Genomic DNA, 17,281 nt, shown 5'->3' on the forward strand with positions numbered 1-17,281 from the left:
TGCTGAGCTGCCTATTGTCTCACGAGGGCCAATCAGAACAAAATGTCTCACTCAAATTCTCATACACAAAATGAAACTCAAAATTTTCAGCCTCTTTGCCGGACTTCTCTTTTCCTTGACAGCCTTGGCACAAAATGAACGTGTGGGTGTCAACACTCGCACCCCGACAGAAGATATGGACGTGAAGGGCAGTTTGCGCATCCAAACCTTGCCCAAAACCGGAGAGGGCATCAACACCGATGCGGCAGGCAACTACGACGCCACAAAGTCGAACCTCTATGCCCCCGATCGGGTGCTGGTGGCCGACGACCATGGCGTAGTGGGAATGATGAACGCCGTGTGGCCTCTCTTCTTCTACATGCCCAGCATCGTAATTCCCACCGACACGAGCGACCCTGCCTATGACGGTACCTCAACTTTTGAAATCGACCTCTACCAGAAATATTTCGATCAGTTTACCCCCTCTTTTCCCGCCTCCAGTGCGCAGAACCCGGGTGCAACGAGTACACTTCCCGTTTTGGCACGCACCGAGTTGGACTACTTCGTGACGTACTATGACAATACCGTCTTCAACAATGTCCAAGTGGACGACAACGGACATCTGCGCTATTCCCTCATCAATCCTGCCTCTCCCGATGTGACGGAGAAGACGTTTATGAATGTGGTGTTCCGTCGTAAATAAGCAGGACGAGCACAATTTGTGAAGGCACACGTCTTCCCAGATGCACCTTACTTTCAGCCGTAGCCATTGGCATCCCTTCGATGAAATCGTTTGAGAAGCGATAAATAATGTGTGAGAGACATCGAAGCTGCACAATGCGCTACGGCTTTTTTTGTCCGAAAAAGTGAGGCTGATTATGTTTCCGCCTGCATGACTTAAGTAGGTGTTCTGAATTGATTGAAACAAATATAGTATCAAATGGAGAGAACTACCTACAACTAAGATAACTACGATTGATTTTGAACACCTACTTATCCTTTTGCTGCAAAAAAAGAATGGGCATGACATTTTTTAGAAGCAAAGTTTTGTGCGAATGAAAGTTTTTCGTAGATTTGCAATACAAAGTAAACAATTCTCCACCAATGTAAGGGGGAATGCTCAAGGCTTTGGCCGAAAAGCAACCCTAAGAAAAATCTAAAAGTCATGGAAAATAAAGCAATCAGCGGACTTAAAGCAGCCGATTTCCAAAAGGAAATTGGTGGAAAGAAGGTGGATCTCTTCTTCCTGCGCAATGCGAATGGCTACGAAGTGGCAGTCACAAATTATGGCGGCACTATCGTAGCCATTATGGTACCCGACCGTCAAGGCAACTTGGCCAATGTCATTCAAGGACACGACAACATTGACGATTGTGTCAACTCTCCCGAACCCTTCCTCTCGACTTTGGTGGGGCGCTATGGCAATCGTATCTGCCATGGAAAGTTTCACCTCAATGGAAAAGTCTACAACCTCTCCGTCAACAACGGTCCCAATCACCTCCATGGAGGCCCAACGGGATTTCATGCCCGTGTTTGGGATGCTGAGCAGATTGGCAAGCAGACGCTCGTGCTGCGCTACGTTTCGGCCTACTATGAAGAGGGATTTCCCGGCGAATTGTCGATGACCGTACGCTATACCTGGACGGACGAGAACGAACTGGTCATTGACTATCGGGGCACGACGAACAAAAAGACCATTGTCAATATGACCAGCCATGGTTTCTTCTCGCTCCAAGGTATCGGCAATCCCACCCCTTCGGCCATGGACACAATTTGCGAAATCAACGCCGACTTCTTCATCCCTATCGATGAGAACAGCATTCCTACGGGCGAAATCCGAAAGGTGGAGGGTACGCCCTTCGACTTCCGCACTCCCTACGTTGTGGGGCAGCGCATTGACGAGGTCACCGACGAACAAATCAAGCATGGAGCCGGCTACGACCATTGCTTTGTGCTCAACAAGAAAGAGGTTGGCGAACTCTCTTTTGCCGCCAAAATCACAGAACCGAACTCCGGGCGCACGATGGAAGTCTACACCACCGAACCCGGTGTGCAGTTTTATTCCGACAACTGGGCTGATGGCTATCGCGGTCAGCACGGCGCAACGTTCGGCCGACGTTCGGCCTTGTGCTTCGAAGCGCAGCACTTCCCCGACAGTCCCAACCACCCCCATTTCCCCAGCGTGGTGCTCAACCCCGGTGAAGTGTATCTCCAAAAGACTATTTATAAGTTTGGTACGGACCAATAAATGAAATTCAATTACTTCAAATCTATAATCCTTTAATCTTCAACAACCTCAAATGGCTCAACAAACAAAACAATGGGGCGCAATTGCCGTGATGATTGCCCTCTTTGCGATGATTGCTTTCGTGACAAACCTCTGCACGCCGATGGCAACTATTATCAAAAACCAAGGAGAAATCTCCAACGTACTGGCACAGATAGGCAACTACGGTAACTTCGTAGCCTATCTGGTGATGGGTATTCCTGCGGGTATGCTGATTTCTAAGTTTGGCTATAAGAAAACAGCCCTTATCGGTCTTGCTGTGGGCAGTGCTGGTATCCTTATCCAGTGGTATAGCGGCCAATTGAATGCCCAAGAAAACCTTGGTTTGGTGTTTGGTGTTTACTTGATTGGTGCTTTCATTGCCGGTCTTTGCATGTGTATCCTCAACTGCGTGGTCAACCCGATGCTCAACATCTTGGGCGGCGGCGGCAACACGGGCAACCAACTCATTCAAATCGGCGGTGTGTTCAACTCCTCTGCTGCCGTTGCCTGCTACATCGTTATGGGCGCTCTGATTGCCGATGCCACAAAGGCCAAAATTGCCGATGCCACTCCTGCTTTGATGATTGCACTGGCCATCTTTGTGATTGCGTTTGTCATCATCCTCTTCACCAAAATCGAAGAACCCGAACAAGCCCCCGTTCGCGTTGATCTCATTGCTGGCGCTATGAGCCATCGCCACTTTGCTTTGGGCATGCTGGCCATCTTCACCTATATGGGTGTAGAAGTGGGTGTGCCTAACTTTGTTCAGCAATATCTTTCTGACCCCAAAGGGATGCATATCCCCTCTGCCACCGTAGGTCTTCTCGTTGCCGTATATTGGTTTATGATGCTCATCGGCCGCTTCGTGGGCGCGAGCATTGGCAGCAAGGTGAGCAGCCGTGCCATGGTGACCAGCGTGTCGATTGCCACGCTTTGCTTGGTGCTCTTCGGTATGTACGCTCCCACAGATATTTTTGTCAACTTCCCCGGCGTAGACTGGGGTAAATTGGAGCTGATTTGGCAGCCCATCCCCGTTGGCATCTTCTCCTTCCTCCTGGTCGGTCTTTGCACCTCAGTGATGTGGGGCGCCATCTTCAACATGGCTGTTGAAGGATTGGGCAAATACACAGCTATCGCCAGCGGCTTGTTCATGACCATGGTGTTCGGATGCGCCGTGATGATGGCCATCCAGGGCTATGTGGCCGACCTGACCGACTACATCACCTCTTTCTGGGTGGTTGTCGCTTGTGCCGCCTACATCCTCTTCTATGCGCTCGTGGGCAGCCGTGTCAGCAAGCGTTCCGATGTATAATAGTCCGGCAGAAACACCGGATAATCTTTGACATCTTCATCTCTCCACAGCATCAGTTCATAGCGTACTGATGGCTGTGGAGGTCGTTTCCCCTCTATTCTTCCAACCTCTCAAACACTTAATTCTCATGAAACTCACAATCGACGACGTTCGCAGCCGCTTCCAGAAGCACTTCGATGGCACTACCGGCTCTGTATATGCCTCTCCCGGTCGCATCAACCTCATCGGCGAACACACCGACTACAACAACGGCTTCGTCTTCCCCGGTGCTGTGGAACAAGGCATGATTGCCGAAATCAAGCCCAACGGCACACGCACCGTGCGCGCTTACTCCATCGACCTCAAGGACTACACCGAGTTCTCCCTCGACGACGAAAAGGGACCTTCTGCCTCTTGGGCACGCTACATCTTCGGTGTCTGCCGCGAAATGATGGCCCTTGGCGTACCTGTTGAAGGCTTCAACACCGCCTTTGCCGGCGATGTGCCCCTTGGTGCAGGTATGAGCAGCTCGGCAGCTCTCGAAAGTGTCTATGCCTTTGCCCTCAACGACATCTGGGGCGGCAACAAAATCGAAAAGATGGAGCTCGCTCGCGTAGGACAGCGCACCGAGCACAAGTATGTAGGCTGCAACTGCGGCATTATGGACCAGTTTGCTTCCGTACACGGAAAGAAAGGTTCGCTCATGCGCCTCGACTGCCGCAGCGGTGAGTTTGAATACTTCCCCTTCAATCCCGAGGGCTACAAACTGGTGCTCGTGAACTCCCAGGTGAAGCACGAACTCGTGGGCTCTCCCTACAACGACCGCCGTCGTAGCTGCGAGCGTGTGGCCGAAGCCATCCACAAGCTCCACCCCGAAGTGGAAAGCCTGCGTGATGCCACCTACGAACAGCTTGACGAAGTGCGCGGCCAAGTGAGCGAAGAAGATGCTCTCCGTGCGCACTATGTCATCGGCGAGCGCGATCGTGTTCTCACCGTTTGCGATGCTCTTGAAAAGGGCGACTACGAGACGGTGGGTCAAATGATGTATGCCACCCACGAAGGGCTCTCGAAGGAATATGAAGTGTCCTGCGTGGAGCTCGACTACCTCAACGACATCGCCAAAGAAGAAGGCGTCACCGGCTCGCGCATCATGGGCGGCGGCTTCGGTGGATGCACCATCAACCTCGTGGCCGATGAGCTCTACGACAATTTCTGCAAGGTTGTCAAAGAGAAGTTTACCGCTAAGTTTGGCAAATCTCCCATCATCATCGATGTTGTCATCGGCGATGGCTCGCGCAAACTCTGCTAATCTTCCGTAGGATATACTAACAGCAAATCCCACGATTTACCTTTCCAGCACTAAGCGATTATTCCGCTTAGTGCTTTTTTATCTCCTTAGAAATTCCGAACTTTGCAGCATTATGCACATCGACCCGACCATTACCACCATTTGGGCAGAGTTCAGCTCCACCTTACAGCTTGTTGTCAAAGGGCTTATCATCGGCATCATTGTTTCCGCACCGATGGGGCCCGTTGGCATCCTTTGTATCCAACGCACCATGCACAAAGGCCGCACCTACGGACTGGTCACGGGAGCGGGGGCAGCGCTTTCCGACATGATTTATGCCCTCATCACCGGATCGGGAATGGCGCTCATCATGGATTTCATCGAACGCCCCGAAATCATCTTTTGGCTCAAAGTGGTGGGCAGTCTGCTGTTGCTCATCTTCGGCCTGCACACGCTGCTCTCCAACCCCATCAAAGTGATGCGCAAACCCTCCGGACAGAAAGGCACGCTCTTCAACAACTTCGTGACTTCCTTTCTCGTCACCCTTTCCAACCCGCTCATCATCTTCCTCTTCATCGCCCTCTTCGCACAGCTTACCTTTGCCGTGCCCGAGAACATCTTCGGTGTGGCCTGCGGCTACCTCTCCATCTTTGGCGGTGCCATGTTGTGGTGGTTGGGCTTGACGTATGTCATCACGCGCATGCGCCGCTCTTTCGGACTGCGCGGCATGTTCGTCATCAATCGCACGGTCGGCATCGTCGTCATTCTGGTCAGCGTGCTCTACGCTTTATCCACCGTCTTCAAAATCTCCCTCACCTTCTATTGATATGTTCATCGCACGACAACTTCAAGACAAGAACCGCGCCGAATACCTGCTCTACATGTGGCAGGTCGAAGACATCCTTCGCGCCCACCAATGCGACATCGACCGCTTGCGCAAAGGCTATCTCGCGCAGTTCGACCTCCCAACCGACCGAAGGGTAGAACAAGAAGAGTGGTACGCCCACCTCTGCAACATGATGCGCGAAGAGGGAAAGATGGAGCACGGCCATCTGCAAATCAATCGCAACGTCATCGAAGGGCTCGCCGAGGTGCACCATCTCCTCATCGGCTCCACCAAATATCCCTTCTACCGCGAGATGTACTACAAAGTGCTGCCTTATCTCGTCGAACTGCGCTCCAAAAAGCCATCCACTTCCACTCCCTCCCGCGGCGTGGCCGAAGAACTGGAATTGTGCTTCGAACTCCTCTACGGCCTCATGCTCCTGCGCCTCCGCCGGAAGCCCATCTCCCCCGAGACCGAAGCCGCGGCCAAAGACGTCTCCACCTTCCTCGGTCAACTCTCCGACTACTACAAAACTTACAAAGCCGGCGATCTTACGCTCGACTGACCTTGCCTGTTCCGCCCCTCGGCTCCTACCGAAACGGAAAAGCACAACCGCCTCCCATTGAACTTCTGGTTCTTGGGGGGCGGTTGTGCTTGATTGTGCTTGTGCCCTTCGTCATACAGATGTTTTTTTCGCTACGGCCGTGCTCAAAATAAAACTGTTCCTACAAAAAGTTGCTTACGCCAAGGAAAAACTATAAACCAAACCTTGAATTACATAAACCAAACTTTGGTTTATATAAACCAAGGTTTGAATTACATAAACCAAGGTTTGGTTTATAGATTACTCCTTGACTTTTGAACTTTTCTTCTGAGAAAACGAACTTTGTCTGCCGGACGAGTGGTTCCCAAACGACGGCAAGACTTTCCATACGACGCAGCAATACTTCCCAATACAACGAAAGCGTGCCGAGCGAGGAAGCTCGACACGCTTTGTGCGTTTGATGAGGTCGGAAGGACAAAGGCTTACTTCACGATGGTGAAGCCCTTGATGATGTTGCCCGACTTGAGCGTCATGAAGGTAGAAGCCTTACCGTCGGCACCGAACGTGTAGACGGTGGCGCGCTGAGGCGTAACTTCCTTCAAGATAGCGCCATTGCGAGGACTGGAGAGCAAGCCTGTAGCACCGCTGATGGGAAGATAGAACTTGCCGTTGTAGCTGTCGCCGCGGCCGATGTAGAGGCTGCCGTTGCTCAAGCCGGCGGGAAGCCCGGTGACCGAAGTGTATGTACCGCTCGTGAGGTTGAGCACACCGAAACTGCTGCCACCGAAAGCAGAGATGCCCTGCGCACCAGCCTCGGTGTAGAGTTCCACGACATAGACACCCGCTGCGAGGGGAAGCGCACGGCGGATGCGATGGTTGCCGGTGAGTTTGCCGAAATCGAGGGCAAAACTCTTGTCAAACTCGGTCGTACCTTTCTTGATGCGCAGCACCACCTGACGGTCGTCGTGCTTGGCTGTTCCGCCGAAGAGGAAGAGGTCGCCGCTATCGTCGAGTTCGAGTTGGCCGACGCGGAAGCCCTTGCGGTTGGAAGCGCCGGAGCCGGCACGACTGTCGACAATCACCTTGTTAATCTTGAGATCATAGTCGGCAAAAGCGACCACAGCGCTGTCGCGGTCGGGGAAAGTGAACGACATCGCCACGCCGCCGTTGAAGTCAACGATACTTGCCACCTGAGGAGATTTGCCGTAAGCGAGGAGCTTTTCGGGATTGATGGTGATGTTGGTGTGGTTGCCGGAAGCATCGATGCGGGAAACGTCGAACTTGCTGCGGTTGGTCGTGTAGTGGTAACGGCCGAAGTGACCGAAGGCGGCATAGTTGTCGTTGCTCACAGGACCTACAGCCGTGATGCTGTTGCCGTTGACCTTGAAGAGGTGCACGCCATGTCCTTTCTTGAGCGCACCTTCGCGGCCGCTAGCGCCTTTAGCGTAGACATTGCCGGCAAAGATTTGTGTGGAAGGATTATAGTCCACCTGCGCAATGCCGTCCCACACGAAGACACCGTCCGTGCCTTTGTAGAGACTGTCGTAGACGGACACATCACGGCGCGAAGCATCGTTGAGGTTCGTAAACAAGCGCACTGTCGTGCCGCCGTTCAGGTCTTTGAGGGAGTCGGTGGCGGTCACGAGGAAGCGCATACCGGAAGCCGTGGGACCGTTGGGCGTGGGGCCGTCGTTGTCGTCGCAGGACGTGAAAGCGGTGCCGAGGGCAAGCGCCACTACGGAGAGCTTGAAGAATTTAGCGTAGTTCATTGATTTGATATTATTGATTTGGATAAAAAAGAGGTTGCTTGGAGACCTACTTACTGCAAGTAGATGATGGTGCGTAGTTCGTGAGCACCGGTGATGGTGGTGATGGGTTTTCCTTGCCCTGTGTTGATGTCGATTTTGTAAATTTGCGCATCGCCCGAGAGTTTGGTCACGGGAAGGTAAAGGTAGCCATCGTGGAAGAGCGGAACACCTCCGCTTTCCGAGCCCGAAGAGATGAGGTCCGGGTTGGGCAGCAGGTCGGTCTTGTTGTAGTTGTTGAGCCAAAGGATAGATTGCGTCTCCATGTCGGCAACGGCAAACTGGTGGCCGGGTGTGAGCGACTCGACGTTCTTGGTGTTGTAGATTTCCAACAAGAATTTGCTGCCTGTCAGGTGCCACACGCGGCGGAACTTGTAGCCGTTGGTCTTCTCTTGGAGGTTGAAATGATAAGTCGGGTCAAACGTTTTCGCACCGGGCAGGATGCGCAAAGCTCCGGCGGGATGCTTGGTCTTCTCGTGCATCCCGTTGGAGAAAGCGTAGACTTTCCCATCGTCTGCCCGCAGGAGTGTGCGCATCATCATGGAGCGATACTGGCCTGCGGCATAACTCTGCCGACCATCGCGGAAGATGTGCTTCACGTTGAGTGCCGTGTCCAACTGAGCCACCCAGCAGCTGTCGGGATAGCTCACTTCGCCGATGCTCGAACCGCCGTTTTCGCTGTTGCGTTCGCGATAGCCGGACTCAACCATCGCGCTGAGGAAAGTCCCATCCGCCAGCGGAATGATACCGGAGAACGTGGCTTGCTCCCCGTTGCCAGTGATGTCGGAAGTCCAGAGCGTCTTGCGGCGAACCAGTTTTACGCCGCCGGCGGGCGTGATGTTCCAAAATTCAAACGTGGCACCGTCGTTGCGCTTCCCGTCGGCCGAGACTTGTCCGCCCACGCTCGTGACAAAAGTGGTGTCGTTCAGGTACTCGTAGTTGGTGAAACGGCTGCGTACAATAAATTCTCCCAACTTGTTGAGCGTGAGGTCAGGATTCAGTCCCAGAGCATAACCGACGCCGGGATTGCCTTGCTGATAACTGAAACCTACGGCCGTCTTTCCGTTCGACAGCCAGGTGTAGTGTTTGTTCGGCATCTCCAGGATGTTGTCTTTGATGTGGAAGGTTTTCCCTTCGATGTCGTCGGCATGGATGACGTATTCCGAACCGTCGGATTGCGCATTGACAGTCAGCACCCAATGGCCGCGGGTGTTCTGCAGAAGGTCGGGCGTGGGCACTTCGTTCGTGCTGCACGCTGCCAGGAAGCCTGCACCGAGGAGGAGCAGTGCGGAGGAGGAAAATGATTTGAGCATAAGTCTGGTTTAAGAGATAAGAGATGTTCCCTCGTGGGGAAAACGATTGAATTTAGAAAGCAAAGCGCAGTTTGCACATCACGTTGCGGCCGGGCTTCTGCAGACTGTAGTTGTCGTAGAGCAGGGCATCGGTCAGATTGTTGGCTTCGAGCGAGAGGTGATAGCGCGTCCCCCAACTTGCGGTGAGGGCGGCATTGTGAGCAAACTGCGTGGGAATGTAGATTTTCGCCCCGTTTCCCCGCCAAGTACGGAAGAAGCGATAGACGTAGTCGGCCGTGTAGTGGAGCGTAAGGGCAAAGGGAAACGCTTTGCCGCCGCGTCCCTGCCGAACATTATCGCCCCACAAGCGGTAGGCCGCATCGACATTTCCGAAACTGAAAGGGAGGTTCGGCACTTGGTCGCCATAGGTCACCGACCGTGCCCCTTGAGGTGTCAGGCGCTCGCGGTTGGTCATCCGCTGGTAGGCGTAGGCAGCATCGACTTCCAGCCGTTGCCAAGCATAGTGCAGGCCCAAGTCGATGCCCATCCCCAACACGCTGCCGTGGTTTCGGCTCACCGCGCCTCCCTTATCGTTGATGGTGCGGACGATGTAGTCGTGGATGTAGCGCACGTTGCTCCCGGCTTCCACGCGCAGGTAGTGTCGGCGTGCCGGCCGACTCTCCCACACCACGTTCAGGTTGACATTGTGGCTGCGCTCGGGGCGGAGGCCAGCGGCACCGTCTTCGAGGTCGCCGTCACCGAAGAGCTCGCGCAGATTGGGCAGGCGAAGAGCGTGCTCGTAAGATACTTTCCATTGCCAGCCGCGAGGAAGACGCAGCGTGCCGGCTGCTCCCACACCCAAGGCCGACACCGTGCGGCTGCGCTCGGCATAGTAAGGCCGCCGGCCCACTTCCTCAACGAGCACCGGGCCGCGCACGGAGGTGAGATAGTGCTTCCCCATCAGCATGGCGTTCCACCACGCTGAGGGCACATATTTATATTCGAGCCCAAGGATGTTCTTCGTGTTCTTGCGTTTCATGAAAGCCGAAGCCGACTGCTGCGAAGCGGCCCCCGAGTGGTCGTCGGTCTTTCGGTCGAAATGGCTCGACGTGTTGCTCAGCGTGAGGGTGCTGCTGCCGAAGCGAAAGCGCAGGCCAGCCACACCGACGAGGTTGTGTCCCACGAAACTGCCGATGACCGGAAGCCCCGATTCGCCCTGTCGGTCGTTGGCGCGGCTCTCGCCTTTCCAGTTGTAGAAGCGGGTAGCCGTGTCGGTGTTGGTGGTGTGCGTGCGGTCGTAGCGCAGGTTGAGGCGCACGTCCACCCGGTCGAAAAGGTTGCGCTTTTCGTAGGTCAGACTCGGCGAAAAGCCTTCTGCCGTGCGGTGCTTCTGCCCGAAGACAATCTTCATCAGATTGGCGTTCTGCACGTCTGCCGACTCGTGGTTGAGGTTCACACCCAGCATCAAGCGGTCGGCCCAAGGTTTGTCCACCACGCCCGCTTGCACGATGATGGCTTCATTGTGGTAGTGGTCGTGGAAGCGGCGATACCATCGGTCCTGTGGGTCGAAAGCGTCGGTTTTTAGGTCGACGTTTTGCGTCAAGACACGATAATTGTTGGCCGAGGCGTTTCCGTAAGCATTGAGACGAAGCGTAAGCCCGCTCCGGAAGGTGTGCGACAAGTTGAGGTGCGCTTTGTGCGTCTGGTATGACCCATAGGCGTAGCTCGCGTCCAAGTGGGTGCCCGGCTCGTTGCGGGTCACGATGTTGATGGCGCCACCCAGGGCATCGCCGCCTAAGCCTACCGGCACAACGCCTTTATAGACCTCAATCTGTGCGGCCAGGGTGACGGGGATGTTTTGTAGACCGAAGGAGGAGGCCTGCCCATCCATCGGCACACCATCGACAAAGAGTTTGACGTGCTTTCCCGTAAATCCGTTCAGATTCACTTGCGTGCCCGAACCAAGACCTCCGTTTTGACGGATACGTACACCGCTCACCTTGGCCAAAGCGCCGGCAAGGTCGAGCGTGGTGTTGGCGAGTTGCCGCGTGTCGAGTGCCACCGCGTTGAGCGCCGAGGTGTTGATGCGCCGCACTGCCTGCCCCGTCACTTGCGCTGTACCCAGCTGCACCTGCGGTTCGCGAGGCAGCTCGGTGCGGTCGTGCCGACGGCGATTTTGCTCGACGCGCTGTTTCTCGTCGGGCATCCCGTGCTGCGACCGTTGCGCCAGGGCAGAAGCGGTGAGTAAAACGAAAAGGAGGATAAGTCTAAGTTTAAGCATACGTCTGTCTAATCGCCTGCAAAGGTACTCTCGTATTTTTATATGAGCAATACCTAAAAGTGATGATACTATTTCTGTTTGAAATATTGCAAATCATCACTTTGTGGTATGTTTTTTTGCCGTAAGTAACCATCTATTCTATTTATCTACCGCTCTACTTGTCTACCGCCCTACTTGTCTACCGCTCTACTTGTCTACCGGTTTACTTATCTACCAGTTTACCAATTCCTGTGAAGTGCAGAGCGGATCGCGATGCTGTTTCACCCTTTGAAGATCTTTTTCCAAGCGTATAGAGATAATTTGGAACGCATAGGATGTTGTGTCGCCAATCGCATGGCGGGAAATTGACCGTAGAGAGCCCCGAAGGCGAAAGACGGGAGCTGCGGACGGAAAGTGCGTTCTTGTCCACGAAAAGGTTCTTATCCACGAAAAGTGCGCCTCTGTTTCGCAACAGAGACGCACGCAAAGAAAGAGGATATGAAGAAAAGAGGTAGAAGCAATGAGCTGGAACGCTATCGGAGCGTGGTGCCGCGATAGAAATCAAGTATTTTGGAGCGGAAGAGGAACTCGTAGCGCGCCGAGATGCGGTTGGTCGCTGCGACGAAATGCTTGTTGAATGCCTCGTCGAACTCGGGAGTAGTGGCGCGGCCACCCTCCAACTTTTTGATGACGGTCGTGAGCGAAACCTGAGCCGCCTCTTCCGCCACCAGAGCCGCACGATATTTCTGCTGAGCCGCCAGGGCGTTGTAGTAGGCGTCTTGGATTTCCTTGTAGAGCGTCTTCTTCGTGTTGTCGAGGGCAAGTTGCTGTTCGAGCACCGCGAGACGGGCCTGGCGGATGTTGTTGCGCGTGGCGTGGCGGTCGAACAGAGGGAAGTTGAGGCTCAAACCGATGCTTTGGGAGAAATTGTCCTTGATCTGCCGGCTGAGAGTGGGATTGGTGATGCCCGAAGTATGATAATAGTTCGAACCAAGCCCGGCGGTGAGGGAGAGAGTGGGATAGCGTGCGGAGCGGGCAATGGCGATGCCCTCTTGCGCAGCACGGATGCGGAGGTCGGCCACACGGAGAGAGGGGCGATCGCTGAGAGCAAGGAGGTAGGTCTCTTCGGGGTTGCCTGTGATGTCGCGCAGTTCGCTCTCTTCGGGGCGTACGATGGCGAGGCTGTCGGGAGTCGAGAATTCGAGGAGCTGCGAGAGGGAGAGTAAGGCGAGGTGATGGTTATTCTTCGCCTGCACAAGGTCAAGTCGGTTTTGCGCAATGCGGGAAGTGGCTTGTGCCAATTCTACTTCCGGCAGTCGGCCTGCCGCGATGCGCTTGCGCACTTGCTCTTCCTGCTGGAGGGCGAGACTGAGGTTTTCGTTGGTCTGTGTGACAACATCGGCGTAGTAAATCACTTGCAGATAAGCCTGCGTCACTTGCAGCGAGAGGTCTTCGCGAAGGCGATCGACGTCGGCCACGGCAGCAGCGAGATTGAGGTCGGCTTGCTTGTTGACGTGTCCGATGCGGCCGCCTGTGAGCAAGGGCATGGAAGCACCGAGGGAAAGGGAGGTCGAGGAGGTGTTGCGCGACTCATAGGTGTTGTTTGCGGTGATGCCGCGGCCGAACGAGAGATTTTCGCCGGCGCTTGCGTTCACCTCCGGCAAGCGGGCGTTTCGTGCGCTGCTGACATTGACTTCTTGCTGTCGGCAGTTGAGGAGGGCTTGCCGCACTTGCAGGTTGCGCTCGTTGGCGCGGTCGATGCACTGACGCAGGTTGAGGGGAGTCTGTGCTGCAGCGGTGAGGGAGCAGAGGGCGAGAAGTCCGAGGAGGAATTGTTTCATAGCGGTGGCGTTATTGAGCGGGTTTCACTTCTTCGGATGTTTTGACATTTCCACGCACGTTGTCGCCGGGTTTCAGTCCGGAGGTGACGGCAATGTTCACTCCGTCCGACAAGCCGGTCTGGATGCGGCGTCGTTCGAAAGTTTGCGGTTTGGCGTCCTTTTTGGACGTGAGCACGTAGACAAAGGCTTTTTCGCCTTCAAATTCGACAGCGGATTCCGGGACGGAGAGCACGTTCTTGAGTTCTTCGAGGACAATCTCGGCGTTGGCGCTGTAGCCGGCACGAATGGTTACTCCGCTGCCTACGCTCAGCGCGCCTTTGATTTCAAATTGGTTGGCGTTGTTCGTACCTTGGCTAACCTTGGGAGCAATGAACTCGAGCACGGCATTGAACTTCCTCTCCGGAAGCGCCCCGATGCTGATGTCCATGGACATGCCCTTTACCAAGCGAGCGACTTCGGTTTCGTCGATAGTCCCTTTGAAAAGGAGGTCGGACATGTTGGCCACGGTGGCGATAGTTGTTCCGTCGTTGAAGGAGTTGCTCATCACGACCGAGTTTCCCACTTTGACAGGGATGTCGAGTATGAGGCCGTCGATGGTGGAGCGGATGAGCGTGGTGGAAAGGTCGGCCATCGAAGTGCTGACACCCTCTTTGGCGATTTGCAGCGCATCAGCGGCGCTGTTGACCTCTTCGCGATTTTGACGCAGAGCAAGGCGTGCCTTTTCAAACTCTTCGGTCGAAATGAGGTGGTCGGCATAGAGTTTGTTGGCACGGTCGAAGTCGGCTTGCGCCTGCTTGACGTTCATTTGGGAGAGGCGAACGCGACTTTCGGCAGCATTGACCTGCGACATTTCGGGGATGACCTTTACTTTGGCAATCACTTCGCCTTTCTTCACCATTTGTCCCGCTTCCTTGTAGAGTTCGGCGATGATGCCGGTGATTTGCGGTTTGATGGCCACTTCGTTGCGCGGTTCGATCGTGCCGGTCACGACGGTGGTGCGGCGGATGGTTTCGGTCTTTGCGGTGAGGAGTTCGTACTCTGTTTCCTTAGGTTGTGACTTCTTGTAGAGGAACACGAAGGTGCCGATGAAAAGGAGGGCGACCAAAACAAAGGCGATAATTCTAAAAGCTTTCTTCATGGTGGGTATGAATTTATTTTTATTGGATTTTGCTGTGGAGAGATTGTGGCTTTATCTTTTCTTTCATGCTGGTGCTCTATTCGTCACGAATGGCATCGATGGGTTTGATGGCCAGGGCGCGCAGGGCAGGAGCAATGCCAGCTGTGGTGCCGAGAACGGCAAGTGCTACCGCGGCCCCCAGTGCCATGACAAAGGAAATCTGGAATTGTGCGTCGGCAAATTCGGAGGGTGCACCGCTTTTCATGGCTATCTCTGCGCCCGCAAGAATGAGCACCGCCAGTACGATGCCGGAGAAGCCGGCGAGGAGAGTGAGTACCATACTCTCGGTGAGGATTTGGGAGAGCACGGTGGACGGACGGGCACCGATGGCGCGGCGGATTCCGATTTCGGTGGTGCGCTCCTTGACCACGACCATCATGATGTTGGAAACACCGATGCTGCCGGAGATAAGCGTCCCGATGCCGATGAGCCAAACCAGGATGTTGATGCCGTCGAAGAGGGATTGCACCATCTGAAACATGGCTTCCATGTTCATACCATTGATGGCCTGCTTGTCCTCGGGCGCAATATGGTGATTCTTCTTGAGCAAGTCCTCGACCTGACCTTGGAGACTGCTTACCGAATAGCCGGGCTTGGCCGTAACGGCGAGGACATCAAACTCTCGTCCGCGGTTCTCGAGGCGTTGGAGCGTTGTGTACGGCACGAAAATCGTGTTTTCCGTATTGCCGCCCACGGCCATCTTACTGGTGTTGCCCGAGATGCCCACCACTTGGAAGTAGACACCGTTGACGTTGATGAACTTGCCGATGGGGTTGGGCTGGTTGGGGAAGAGGGTGGTGGCGACTTTTCGTCCGATGATGCATATCTTTCGGAAATCGCGCACATCGACCGATTGGATGAAGCGCCCATGGGTAATCTTTGGATTTTCGATGGCGGCATAGTCGGGATAAACGCCTTTTATGGTGCCGTCGTGGGTCTTGTCACGGAATTTGAACACGCCTCCCCATTTGGCGATGAGTGGAGTGACAATGTCGGCATGGCTCACATAGCGGCGCACGGAGAGGATGTCGTCGTCGCTCATCTGCCACGAGCGCCCCACTTGAAAACCTCCGTAAGGCTTGGAGGTTGTTCCCGCAAAGGCCATATAGGAGTTTTGGGCGAAGCCGTCGAAAGTGCTTTGCAAGATGCTCTTCATTCCTTTTGCTCCGCCCATAAGAAGGATGAGCATGAAAATGCCCCAGAAGATGCCGAAGGCGGTGAGCATGGAGCGCGACTTGTTGCGGGTGATGGCTTGAAAGATTTCAGCCCATTTGTCTAAGTCGAACATATCTTTATTAAGTAGACTGGTGATTAGTAGAGTCGTAGATTGGTGATTGGTGGACTGGCATACCGGTTGATTCGTAGATTGGTGTGGGTGACCAATAGGTTAGTGGTTGGTTCGTTCGTAGACTGGTTTACGAATTACCGATTTACTAATCTACCAATTTACCGGTTTACCTACTTCGCATTCAAAGCTTCGATGGGTTTTACCTTCACGGCCTTGCGGGCGGGGAAGAAACCAGCCACCAAACCGGCAATGATGAGTATGGTGAGGGCAGAGATAGCGATGCGGAGGTCGATGGTGGGGTCGAGGAAAGTATAGAACTTTTGGTCCATAATCTCCATGACTTGCTCTCCGCTTTTGCGATCCATCCATTCGGTAGCAGCGATGCCGGCCACCAGTCCGATGTAGCCCGAGAGAATCGTGATGATGATACTTTCGAGCATTACGCTGCGCAGAATGCTCCAAGGACGAGCGCCGAGCGCTTTGCGGATGCCGAACTCATGGGTGCGTTCCTTGACGGTGATGAGCATAATGTTGGAGATACTCACCACGCCGCTCAGCAATGTGAGAAGACCGATGATCCAAAGGGCGTTACGGAGGATACCGATGGTGGTATCTTGCTCCTTGGCGCCTTGGGCGGTGTTGTTGATCCAAAGAGCATTCTCGTCGGTGGGCGAGAAACGGTGGCGGCGGGATATGGAGCGACGGATGTCTCGAGAGAACTGTGCTGCAGCGGAGTCGGTGGCGACACCGGTGGTGCGGAGGTTGAGCTCATCGATGTTGATGCCGGTGTTGTAGGCTGTACGCAGGGTGGTGAAGGGGATGTAACTTCGAGCCTGTCCCCAGTCGCCCTTGTTGCTGCGTACACCGATGATGCGGTAGGAGAGGGAATCGACCCGCACCATTTTGTCGATGGCAGCTTCGGACGACCCGAAGAAGTCTTCTGCCACTTTATTGGTGATGACCACCACTTTGCGGCATTGCTTCATGTCGAGGTCGTTGATGAAGCGACCGGCGAGCATCTTGACGTGTCCCATCTCGACCGCGAGCGGATAGACGCCTTCAAACCAACTGCTCACTTGGTGCTCACCGCTGATGATGCGCATCGTTTGCTTGAGTGAAATCTTGGCGGTGGCTTCGGTGATGTTGCCGGGCAGGGCAGTGCGGGTGAGCCTGACATCACGGTCGTCGAGCTTCACGCTGCGGTCTTTGGCCAGACCATCATAAGGCTTGGAGGTGTAGCCGGGGAAGACTTCGACCACATCGGTGGCAAAGTTGCTCCCGTTGGCCTGGAAAGCATGGATGAGGCCGTTGCCTGCACCGAGCAGGAAGATGAGCAAGAAGATGCCCACCGACACGCTCAGCCCCGTCAGTGCGGTGCGGAGTTTGTTTTGATTGAGGTGGGTAAGGATTTCTTGAAACAT

General features: G+C 54.5%; 13 protein-coding genes. 6 read left to right on the forward strand and 7 right to left on the reverse strand.

Features of this window, described 5'->3' with window-relative positions:
- Positions 1–70 precede the first annotated feature (70 nt).
- The 6 genes from H8527_RS04325 to H8527_RS04350 all read left to right on the forward strand — a co-directional run bounded on the left by H8527_RS04325 (position 71) and on the right by H8527_RS04350 (position 6,218).
- Complete coding sequence (locus H8527_RS04325) at positions 71–682, forward strand: hypothetical protein (RefSeq protein ID WP_187545930.1); 612 nt, start codon at positions 71–73, stop codon at positions 680–682.
- 462 nt (positions 683–1,144) lie between these two features.
- The gene (locus H8527_RS04330; protein WP_187545932.1) at positions 1,145–2,227 is read left to right on the forward strand and encodes an aldose epimerase family protein; all 1,083 of its coding nucleotides are present in this window, start codon (positions 1,145–1,147) and stop codon (positions 2,225–2,227) included.
- Between the two features lie 52 nt (positions 2,228–2,279).
- Positions 2,280–3,560, forward strand: a complete 1,281-nt coding sequence (locus H8527_RS04335) for an MFS transporter (RefSeq protein ID WP_187545934.1) — start codon at positions 2,280–2,282, stop codon at positions 3,558–3,560.
- 127 nt (positions 3,561–3,687) lie between these two features.
- Positions 3,688–4,848, forward strand: coding sequence for a galactokinase (gene galK, locus H8527_RS04340; protein WP_187545935.1), 1,161 nt, complete (start codon positions 3,688–3,690; stop codon positions 4,846–4,848).
- A 112-nt stretch (positions 4,849–4,960) separates the two neighbouring features.
- Positions 4,961–5,653 carry a LysE family translocator gene (locus H8527_RS04345; protein ID WP_187545937.1) on the forward strand — a complete coding sequence of 231 codons (693 nt, stop codon included), beginning with the start codon at positions 4,961–4,963 and terminating at the stop codon, positions 5,651–5,653.
- Between the two features lies 1 nt (position 5,654).
- Positions 5,655–6,218: a DUF4924 family protein gene (locus tag H8527_RS04350; protein WP_187545939.1), complete on the forward strand. Its 564-nt coding sequence runs from the start codon at positions 5,655–5,657 to the stop codon at positions 6,216–6,218.
- Between the two features lie 461 nt (positions 6,219–6,679).
- Here H8527_RS04350 and H8527_RS04355 read toward each other — a convergent pair whose 3' ends face one another.
- The 7 genes from H8527_RS04355 to H8527_RS04385 form a co-directional block, all read right to left on the reverse strand.
- Entirely contained in the window at positions 6,680–7,966 is a 1,287-nt protein-coding gene (locus H8527_RS04355; protein WP_187545940.1) for a DUF4374 domain-containing protein, read from the reverse strand.
- A 50-nt stretch (positions 7,967–8,016) separates the two neighbouring features.
- Positions 8,017–9,315, reverse strand: coding sequence for a DUF4374 domain-containing protein (locus tag H8527_RS04360; RefSeq protein WP_187545942.1), 1,299 nt, complete (start codon positions 9,313–9,315; stop codon positions 8,017–8,019).
- 52 nt (positions 9,316–9,367) lie between these two features.
- Positions 9,368–11,575 carry a TonB-dependent receptor plug domain-containing protein gene (locus H8527_RS04365; RefSeq protein WP_187545944.1) on the reverse strand — a complete coding sequence of 736 codons (2,208 nt, stop codon included), beginning with the start codon at positions 11,573–11,575 and terminating at the stop codon, positions 9,368–9,370.
- A 512-nt stretch (positions 11,576–12,087) separates the two neighbouring features.
- Positions 12,088–13,395, reverse strand: a complete 1,308-nt coding sequence (locus H8527_RS04370) for a TolC family protein (RefSeq protein WP_187545945.1) — start codon at positions 13,393–13,395, stop codon at positions 12,088–12,090.
- Between the two features lie 10 nt (positions 13,396–13,405).
- Positions 13,406–14,533, reverse strand: coding sequence for an efflux RND transporter periplasmic adaptor subunit (locus H8527_RS04375; RefSeq protein ID WP_187545947.1), 1,128 nt, complete (start codon positions 14,531–14,533; stop codon positions 13,406–13,408).
- Between the two features lie 76 nt (positions 14,534–14,609).
- Complete coding sequence (locus H8527_RS04380; protein ID WP_187545949.1) at positions 14,610–15,860, reverse strand: ABC transporter permease; 1,251 nt, start codon at positions 15,858–15,860, stop codon at positions 14,610–14,612.
- 170 nt (positions 15,861–16,030) lie between these two features.
- Positions 16,031–17,281, reverse strand: coding sequence for an ABC transporter permease (locus tag H8527_RS04385; protein WP_187545950.1), 1,251 nt, complete (start codon positions 17,279–17,281; stop codon positions 16,031–16,033).

The sequence above is a fragment of the Alloprevotella sp. Lung230 genome (assembly GCF_014385435.1).
Classification (GTDB): Bacteria; Bacteroidota; Bacteroidia; order Bacteroidales; family Bacteroidaceae; genus Alloprevotella.

Excerpts from the sequence above, each read along its gene's own strand:
- H8527_RS04325 (WP_187545930.1), top strand. The coding sequence starts at position 71 with ATGAAACTCAAAATTTTCAGCCTCTTTGCCGGACTTCTCTTTTCCTTG.
- H8527_RS04330 (WP_187545932.1), top strand. The coding sequence starts at position 1,145 with ATGGAAAATAAAGCAATCAGCGGACTTAAAGCAGCCGATTTCCAAAAG.
- H8527_RS04335 (WP_187545934.1), top strand. The coding sequence starts at position 2,280 with ATGGCTCAACAAACAAAACAATGGGGCGCAATTGCCGTGATGATTGCC.
- galK (WP_187545935.1), top strand. The coding sequence starts at position 3,688 with ATGAAACTCACAATCGACGACGTTCGCAGCCGCTTCCAGAAGCACTTC.
- H8527_RS04345 (WP_187545937.1), top strand. The coding sequence starts at position 4,961 with ATGCACATCGACCCGACCATTACCACCATTTGGGCAGAGTTCAGCTCC.
- H8527_RS04350 (WP_187545939.1), top strand. The coding sequence starts at position 5,655 with ATGTTCATCGCACGACAACTTCAAGACAAGAACCGCGCCGAATACCTG.
- H8527_RS04355 (WP_187545940.1), bottom strand. The coding sequence starts at position 7,966 with ATGAACTACGCTAAATTCTTCAAGCTCTCCGTAGTGGCGCTTGCCCTC.
- H8527_RS04360 (WP_187545942.1), bottom strand. The coding sequence starts at position 9,315 with ATGCTCAAATCATTTTCCTCCTCCGCACTGCTCCTCCTCGGTGCAGGC.
- H8527_RS04365 (WP_187545944.1), bottom strand. The coding sequence starts at position 11,575 with ATGCTTAAACTTAGACTTATCCTCCTTTTCGTTTTACTCACCGCTTCT.
- H8527_RS04370 (WP_187545945.1), bottom strand. The coding sequence starts at position 13,395 with ATGAAACAATTCCTCCTCGGACTTCTCGCCCTCTGCTCCCTCACCGCT.
- H8527_RS04375 (WP_187545947.1), bottom strand. The coding sequence starts at position 14,533 with ATGAAGAAAGCTTTTAGAATTATCGCCTTTGTTTTGGTCGCCCTCCTT.
- H8527_RS04380 (WP_187545949.1), bottom strand. The coding sequence starts at position 15,860 with ATGTTCGACTTAGACAAATGGGCTGAAATCTTTCAAGCCATCACCCGC.
- H8527_RS04385 (WP_187545950.1), bottom strand. The coding sequence starts at position 17,281 with ATGTTTCAAGAAATCCTTACCCACCTCAATCAAAACAAACTCCGCACC.